The 6,609-nt window shown below is 71.5% G+C and carries 6 protein-coding genes; 2 read left to right on the top strand and 4 right to left on the bottom strand.

Annotated features, from left to right (window positions below):
- Positions 1-1,436: chondroitinase-B domain-containing protein (locus tag D7V97_RS38045; protein WP_368669001.1), on the top strand; the 1,436-nt coding region annotated here is incomplete at its 5' end.
- A 77-nt stretch (positions 1,437-1,513) separates the two neighbouring features.
- Here the strand turns inward: D7V97_RS38045 and D7V97_RS38040 are convergent.
- From D7V97_RS38040 to D7V97_RS44995, 3 genes are all read right to left on the bottom strand, one after another.
- On the bottom strand, positions 1,514-1,909 hold the full coding sequence (locus D7V97_RS38040) for a hypothetical protein (protein ID WP_120615493.1): 396 nt from the start codon (positions 1,907-1,909) through the stop codon (positions 1,514-1,516).
- A 40-nt stretch (positions 1,910-1,949) separates the two neighbouring features.
- Positions 1,950-3,080, bottom strand: coding sequence for a cytochrome-c peroxidase (locus tag D7V97_RS38035; RefSeq protein ID WP_120615492.1), 1,131 nt, complete (start codon positions 3,078-3,080; stop codon positions 1,950-1,952).
- Positions 3,081-3,278: 198 nt separating this feature from the next.
- Positions 3,279-4,079: a YfiM family protein gene (locus D7V97_RS44995; RefSeq protein ID WP_158623538.1), complete on the bottom strand. Its 801-nt coding sequence runs from the start codon at positions 4,077-4,079 to the stop codon at positions 3,279-3,281.
- A gap of 226 nt (positions 4,080-4,305) precedes the next feature.
- Here D7V97_RS44995 and D7V97_RS38025 point away from each other — a divergent pair, with 226 nt between their 5' ends.
- Positions 4,306-5,313, top strand: a complete 1,008-nt coding sequence (locus tag D7V97_RS38025; protein WP_233583491.1) for an acyltransferase family protein — start codon at positions 4,306-4,308, stop codon at positions 5,311-5,313.
- A 46-nt stretch (positions 5,314-5,359) separates the two neighbouring features.
- Here D7V97_RS38025 and D7V97_RS38020 read toward each other — a convergent pair whose 3' ends face one another.
- Positions 5,360-6,544, bottom strand: coding sequence for a tRNA-uridine aminocarboxypropyltransferase (locus tag D7V97_RS38020; protein WP_120615491.1), 1,185 nt, complete (start codon positions 6,542-6,544; stop codon positions 5,360-5,362).
- Between the last annotated feature and the right edge of the window lie 65 nt (positions 6,545-6,609).

Here is a 6,609-nt window from a genome sequence, read left to right as displayed (position 1 = left end):
GAATCTCCCCCCTCGCCCTCCTCCTGCTGCCCCTGACCGGCGGCGCGGCGGTGAAGAACGTCACCACCGTGGCCGAGTTCCAGACCGCGCTCTCCGCCGCCAAGGCCGGGGACGAGATCGTCCTCGCGGATGGCACCTACACGTTCAACGCGAACCTGAGCTGCGTGGCGGAGGGCACCCAGGCGCTGCCCATCACCGTGCGCGCCGCGAACCGCCACGCGGCCCTCATCCGCTTCAACGCGACGGAGGGCTTCAAGGTGTCCGGCCGGTACTGGACCTTCGACGGGCTCACCGTGGAGGGCATCTGCGCGAGCGACCCGAACTGCGAGCACGCCTTCCACGTCACCGGCCACGCGGAGGGCTTCGTGCTGCGCAACAGCCGCGTGCGCGACTTCAACGCGCAGCTCAAGGTGAACGCGGAGAAGAACGGCTCCGGCGTCTTCGAGATGCCCCACCGGGGGCTCATCGAGCGCAACGAAATCTATGACACCCGCCCGCGCGTGACGGGAACGCCCGTCACCAAGCTCAACATCGACACCGGTGACGACTGGGTGGTCCGCGACAACGAGCTGCACGACTTCGCCAGGCAGGGCGGCATCTCCTACGGCGCCTTCATGAAGAGCGGCGGCAAGCGCGGCCTCTTCGAGCGCAACCGCGTCCTCTGCGCGAAGGACCTGGCGCTCACGGACACGCGCATCGGCCTGTCCTTCGGCGGTGGCGGGACGGGCAACGAGTTCTGCGCGCCTGCCTTCGATCCAAGCGTGCCGTGCACGACGGAGCACACGGACGGCGTGATCCGCAACAACATCGTCGCGAACTGCTCCGACGTCGCCGTCTACCTGAACAGGGCCACGAACACGCGCGTGCTGTTCAACACGTTCGTCGGCACGACGGGCGTGGACTACCGCTTCGACACCAGCACCGGCGAGGCCCACGGCAACGTGCTGTCGTCGGCCATCCGGGTCCGCGAGAGTGGCACCTTCACCGCGGGCACGAACCAGATGAACGTGGCCACGGCCACCTTCGCGGCCTGGTACGTGGCGCCGCTCAAGGGAGACCTGACCCTCAAGGGTGACGTGTCGTCGCTCGTTGGCGCGGGCGCGCGGAACGCCTTGGTGCCGGACGACTTCTGCGGACGGCCCCGGCCTTCGAGCGGGGCGTACACGCTGGGCGCGCTGGAGCACTCGCTGGGCAACTGCACGGCGGGCACGGGCGGCACGGACGCGGGCACGGGCGGCACGGACGCCGGCACCGGTGGAACGGATGCGGGTGTCGGCAACACGGATGCGGGCGTCGCGGACGCGGGCACGGGACCGGTGACGTCGCCGCCGAAGGACGACGAGGACGGCGGCGGCTGCAACGTCAGTCCGGGCCTGCTGCCCCTGCTCCTCACGCTGCTCGTGCCGCTGGGCCTGCGTCGCCGCGCCCGTCGTTAGTGACAGCGACGGCGTGAAGCACCTGCCCCTTTGGGAACGTGGACCGTGCAGGTCCCCGTTCCCGACGGGCGGACGCTCTAGAACGCGGTGGAGACGAACAGGCCGGGACGGATGGCCAGGACGCCGCCGACGATGAAGAGCAGCGACACGATGGTGCCCACGAGGGGCAGCACGTACCCCGGCGGCGTGCGGCGGCGGTTCGCGGACAGGCAGCCCTGGATGGCGCCCACCGCGAGCACCATCATCACGATGTGGCCGATGAGCGCCGGGAAGTAGCCGCGCGTCACGAGCACCACGATGCCGATGAGCACCTGCAGTTGGACGAAGCCGGAGTAGGACGCGCCGATGATGCGCCCCACCTTGTCGAACGGCCGCTTCGTGGCGACGCAGAAGGCGAAGTACACGAGCGCGATGGCGCCGGCCAACAGCACCAGGTAGCGCAGCCCCGAGTGGAGATGGAAGAAGAAGGTCATGGACCCGGGGGTTTACCACCCGCCGGGCGGGGCGCGACGTTTACGACGGGTCCGGCTCGGGCGTGCGCTTCGTGCTCGGGGGCAGGGGCGGCGCGGAGATGCGCTCGGCGGGCGGCAGCTCGCCGGTGAGGCTCTTCAAGAAGGCCTCCAGGTCCTCCACCTCGCCGTCCTTCAGCGTGCGCCCCAGTTGGTAGCGCCCCATCAGGCGCACCATGGTGGGCAGGTCCTTCACGCTGCCGTCATGCAGGTACGGCCCCGTCTTCTCCACGTTTCGCAGGGTGGGCACGCGGAAGTAGCCGCGGTCGTCCTCGTTCTTCGTCGCGTCGAAGCGGCCCGCGTCGGTGAGGTTCGGGTAGGCCTCCACCAGCCCCAGCTTCTGGAACGACGCACCGCCCACGGCAGGGCCGTTGTGGCAGGTGGTGCAGCCGGTGGTGATGAACGCCTCCAGGCCGCGCTGCTCCTGGGGGGTGAGCGCGGCGTGCTCACCCGCGAGGAAGCGATCAAAGCGCGACGGCGTGGTGAGCGTGCGCTCGAAGGCGGCCAGGGCCTTGGCGGCGTGGGCCAGCGTCACCGGCTTGCGCTCCTTCGGGAAGGCGGAGCGGAAGCGCGCGGTGTACTCGGGCATGGAGGACAGCGTGGCCTCGACGCGCTTCGCGTCCGGCATGGCCATCTCCACCGGGTTCATCATCGGGCCTTCGGCCTGGGCCTCCAGCGTGGCGGCGCGGCCGTCCCAGAACTGCGCGATGTGGTGGGCCGCGTTGTAGACGGTGGGCGAGTTGCGGCTGCCCTTCTGCCCCCGGTGCCCGTCCGACAGCGCCTTGTTATCCACGCCGAAGGTGTCCAGGCCGTGGCAGGAGTTGCAGGACACGTCGTGGTTCTTCGACAGCCGGGGCTCGTGGAAGAGCATGCGGCCCAGCGCCACCTGCGCCTCGGTGTCCGCCGGCAGCGGCGCCTGTCCGCGAGGGGTCTGGAAGAAGTGCTCGGCCAGCTTCGCCACCGCGGACGCGTCCGGCACCGCGGGCCGCGCGGGCGGCGTCACCACCGCCACGGGAGGCGCGGGCGGGGCAGGCCGAGCCTCGGGGGGAGTTCCGGAGGCGCGTTCACAACCGGCGAGCGCGCCCACGCCGAGGGCCGACAGGGTGAACCAGGGGAGCAGTCGATTTCGCAGCACGTGGGGGACCTTCCGCGAGCGACACAGCGCGGTCGCAAACTAACAGCGCGGAGCGGCCCCTGTTCCGCGGCAGAACGCCGCACCCCGCATCTGGGCTACCGGTGCCCATCAGTCCAGCGCCTGCCCGGGCAGCGACCCGGCGGGCGGGGCGCATGGCTCCTGCGGAACAAGGGGCGCGTCGCTACCCCTTCTCTTCCATCACGGTTCCGGCCGCGCGCCGGGGCCCCGGAGCGGTGCATCCGCCTGGAAGCGGACGCGCGGGCCGACAGCGAAGGGCACGGAGGACGACGGATGCAGGACGACACGGGCGGCAAGGGGCGTGAGGTGGACGTGCTCGTCTGTCGCAAATGCCTGTCGAAGTGCGCTCGGAGCGGAGGGCAGGACCTGCCGCGCTGGCTCCAGACGGAGCTGGCCGACCGGGGACTCGCCGAGCAGGTGCACGTCATGCCCACCGGTTGCATGAACCAGTGCCCGCGCCGACAGGTCACCGTGCTCGTCTCCGACAGCGACGACCCCGAGGGCCGACTGCTGCTCGTGGAGCCGCGCCTGCAACGCGACCTGCTGCTGAAGTTCGTGGAGCGCCGCGCGCGAGCCGAGGCCGCCGCGCCCGTCCCTCCCGCGACCGACGGCGACGCCGCGGGGCGGGGGCAGCAGCACCTCGGTGATGAAGCGGTCCACGAGGAACGAGGCCAGGAGTCCCGTGGCCGTGCCGGCGGTGTCCCACGTCAGGTCCGTCAGCGAGAAGGCCTTGCCGCGGGAGCGGTCGTAGAGCTCCTTGCCGATGCCCACGCCCAGTCCCACGCTCGCGCCGGAGAGGAGCCGCGCGCCCGTGGAGTCGAAGAGGAACGCGCCCGCGCCGTAGCCCACGCCGGTGGCGGCCATGCAGGCGGCGAAGTGCCGGGGCTTGTCGGATCCGAACCAGTCATTGGTGGCCGCCGCGACGGCGGAGGCCGGGGCGAGGAGCAGGAGGGCAGCAGTCAGGGTGATGCGCGGGACCATGCATCCATCCTGTAGCATCCCCCGTCGGACGCGAGACCTCCGTCTGTGAGTGAAATCCGGGGCCGTTTTCACGCCTGCCAACCCCCACGGTTGGTGCGTTTTGGAGACGGAGCCCGAAGGTGGGCTTATGCTCGCGAGCGCTTTGAACGGACTCGGCCCTTCGCTCAGCTTCCGGCAAACCCGTCACCCCGCGCTCGATGGTGCGCGGGGCCTGGCTGTTGTCGCCATGGTGATGGGACACACGCTGGACGCGCTGCTGGCTCCCGCGCTCCGCGACCACCCGTGGATCCAGCGGTACTGGGAGCTGCGGGGCATCACCGCGCCGCTGTTCCTGCTCGTGAGCGGCTGGGCGGTGGTGATGGCCTTGGGCACGAAGCCCGGCGCCGCGAAGGACTCCTTCGGTCGCAGGTTCCGCCGGGCGCTCCTGTTGTTGTTCCTGGGATACCTGCTGCATTGGCCGGGCTGGGGCGCGGTGCGCGACCTGGGCTACTCCGACGCCATGCTGGCCAAGGTCTTCCAGTTCGACGCGCTCCAGTGCATTGGCGCCTCGCTCCTGATGGGGGCGTTCGTGTTGGTGCTGACGCCGAACCGGGGCGCGCGGGCGCTGCTGCTGGCGGGGCTCGCGGTGGGCATCCCGCTGGCGAGCACGGTGATGTGGAAGGCGGGCGCGCACCTGCCGGTGCCGGTGCAGCAGTTCATCGGCAATGGCGAGGGCAGCCGCTTCCCGTTCTTCCCCTGGGCGGGCTTCTTCTTCGCGGGAGCCTTCGCCGCGCACGGCCTTCACGTGTTGAAGCCGGGCTGGCCGCAGGGGCTCGCGCTCCTCGCGCTGGGTGGGGGGCTGCTGGCGCTCACCCGCTGGCTGCCCATCGAGTGGACGCCGACGAGCCCCACGATGGTGATGTACCGCGTGGCGCAGGGCCTGCTGGTGCTGGGCGTGGTGAACCTGCTGCCGCAGCGGGTGAGCGGGCTGTTGGCGCCGCTGGGTCGGCTGTCGTTGTGGATCTACGTGCTGCACCTGCCGGTCGTGTACGGCTGGGCGGACATCGCGGGCCTCGGGCAGCGCATCGGGCCCCGGCTGGGCGTCGCGGCGGCGCTGGGCGTGTCCGTGGCGCTGCTGGTGAGCTGCTACCTCATCGCCCGGTTCGGGCGTTGGGTGCGCGAGCAGGCCCGTCCCTGGCGCTCCGGTTCCACGACGCTGGGCGCCCGCGTCGGCACCGCGCGCCTGGGCCAGTAGCGCCAAGGGCGCGTCAGCACCTGATCAGCTCAGGAGCCTGAAGCGCTCAGCCCTCGGAGCCCGTGCGAGGCAGGCGCGCGGGGGGCGCGGTCGCACGGCCCCGGTTCACCAGCTCCCGCACCACGGACTCCAGCGCGGCGATGCGGCGTCCCGCGCGGCCCCGGGACCAGGGCGCCACGGTCGGCGCGCCGAGCATCTCCACCGCCTGCTCCACGCCCCCCGCCTTGCCCTTCAGCGCGCGCGCCGTGGCGAGCCGAACGTTGCGCGCCGCCTTGCGCGACAGGCCGCCATTCCACAGCAGGTCCAGCGCGAAGGTGGTCCACACCGTCAGCTCATCCTCCGGACGCAGGAATGACTCGAAGCGGGCGAGCGCCTCCGCGCGGGACTCCCCGGCGCGAAGCACTTCCTCCGACAGTTCGACATGCAGCGGCGTGCTGTGCGCGAGCGGCTGCTCCGGGGCGATGACCGCCTCGAAGCGCTCCCCGGTGGTGAGCCGGCGCGCGACCAGGTGCACCAGCTCCGGCGGGATGTCCTCCTCCAGCGGGTGCGCGTTGGCCTCCGCGTAGAACAGGACCAGGTTGTCCGCCGCATCCGCCAGCGAGCGCAGCTCCAGCGGCGGTCGCCACTCGCCCTTGTAGATGCGCCGACGGCCGGGCCCCGAGCGCGTCTCCTGCCGCTCCAGCTGCGTGTCCACCATGAACTCGAACGCGCCCAGCATGCGGTCGAAGTGCTCCGGACGCCCTTCGAGCTGCCCAAGAATCTCCGCCACCGCCTCGATGGTGGAGACGCAGTGGTCGGCGGGCTCGGCGCGGATGCGGTAGTTGCTCGGGCGGCGCGGCACGAAGCCGATGCGCGGCAGGCTCGCGAGCACCGGGTTGCGCATCACCACCTTCTTCGCCTGCGGCCACGTGCCGTCCACGACGATGAGCGTCTCCGGCGGGTTCGCCCGCGCGTCCTCGACGGAGATGGCGTCCTCACCGGGGAAGAGCACCGCGACGCGCTCGGGGTTGCGGGCCAGCTCCTCCAGGCGCGCATGGCCGGTGAAGTCCACGCCCCGGTGCAGTTCGGAGTTGGGCAGCGACAGGTGGGCCATGCGCGCCGTGCCGATGGCCACGCGCCGCTCCCGGGGGTGCTGCAGGAACACCACGCGCGTGCGCGTCTCCAGTTGGGGAACGTGCGCGCAGTAGCACGCGCTCTCGGGACGCAGACACCGGACACAGAAGGAACGCACGCGGGCCCTTTATCACGACCCCGCCCGGACAGCCCGATGGCCAGGGCCGATGGCCGGGCCCGGAC

It is taken from the genome of Corallococcus sp. CA053C (genome assembly GCF_003611675.1).
GTDB lineage: Bacteria > Myxococcota > Myxococcia > Myxococcales > Myxococcaceae > Corallococcus.
This window is presented reverse-complemented; position numbering and strand designations above follow the sequence as displayed.

Coding starts and splice junctions, on each gene's coding strand:
- D7V97_RS38025 (WP_233583491.1), top strand. CDS start 4,306: ATGGTGATGGGACACACGCTGGACGCGCTGCTGGCTCCCGCGCTCCGC.
- D7V97_RS44995 (WP_158623538.1), bottom strand. CDS start 4,079: ATGGTCCCGCGCATCACCCTGACTGCTGCCCTCCTGCTCCTCGCCCCG.
- D7V97_RS38040 (WP_120615493.1), bottom strand. CDS start 1,909: ATGACCTTCTTCTTCCATCTCCACTCGGGGCTGCGCTACCTGGTGCTG.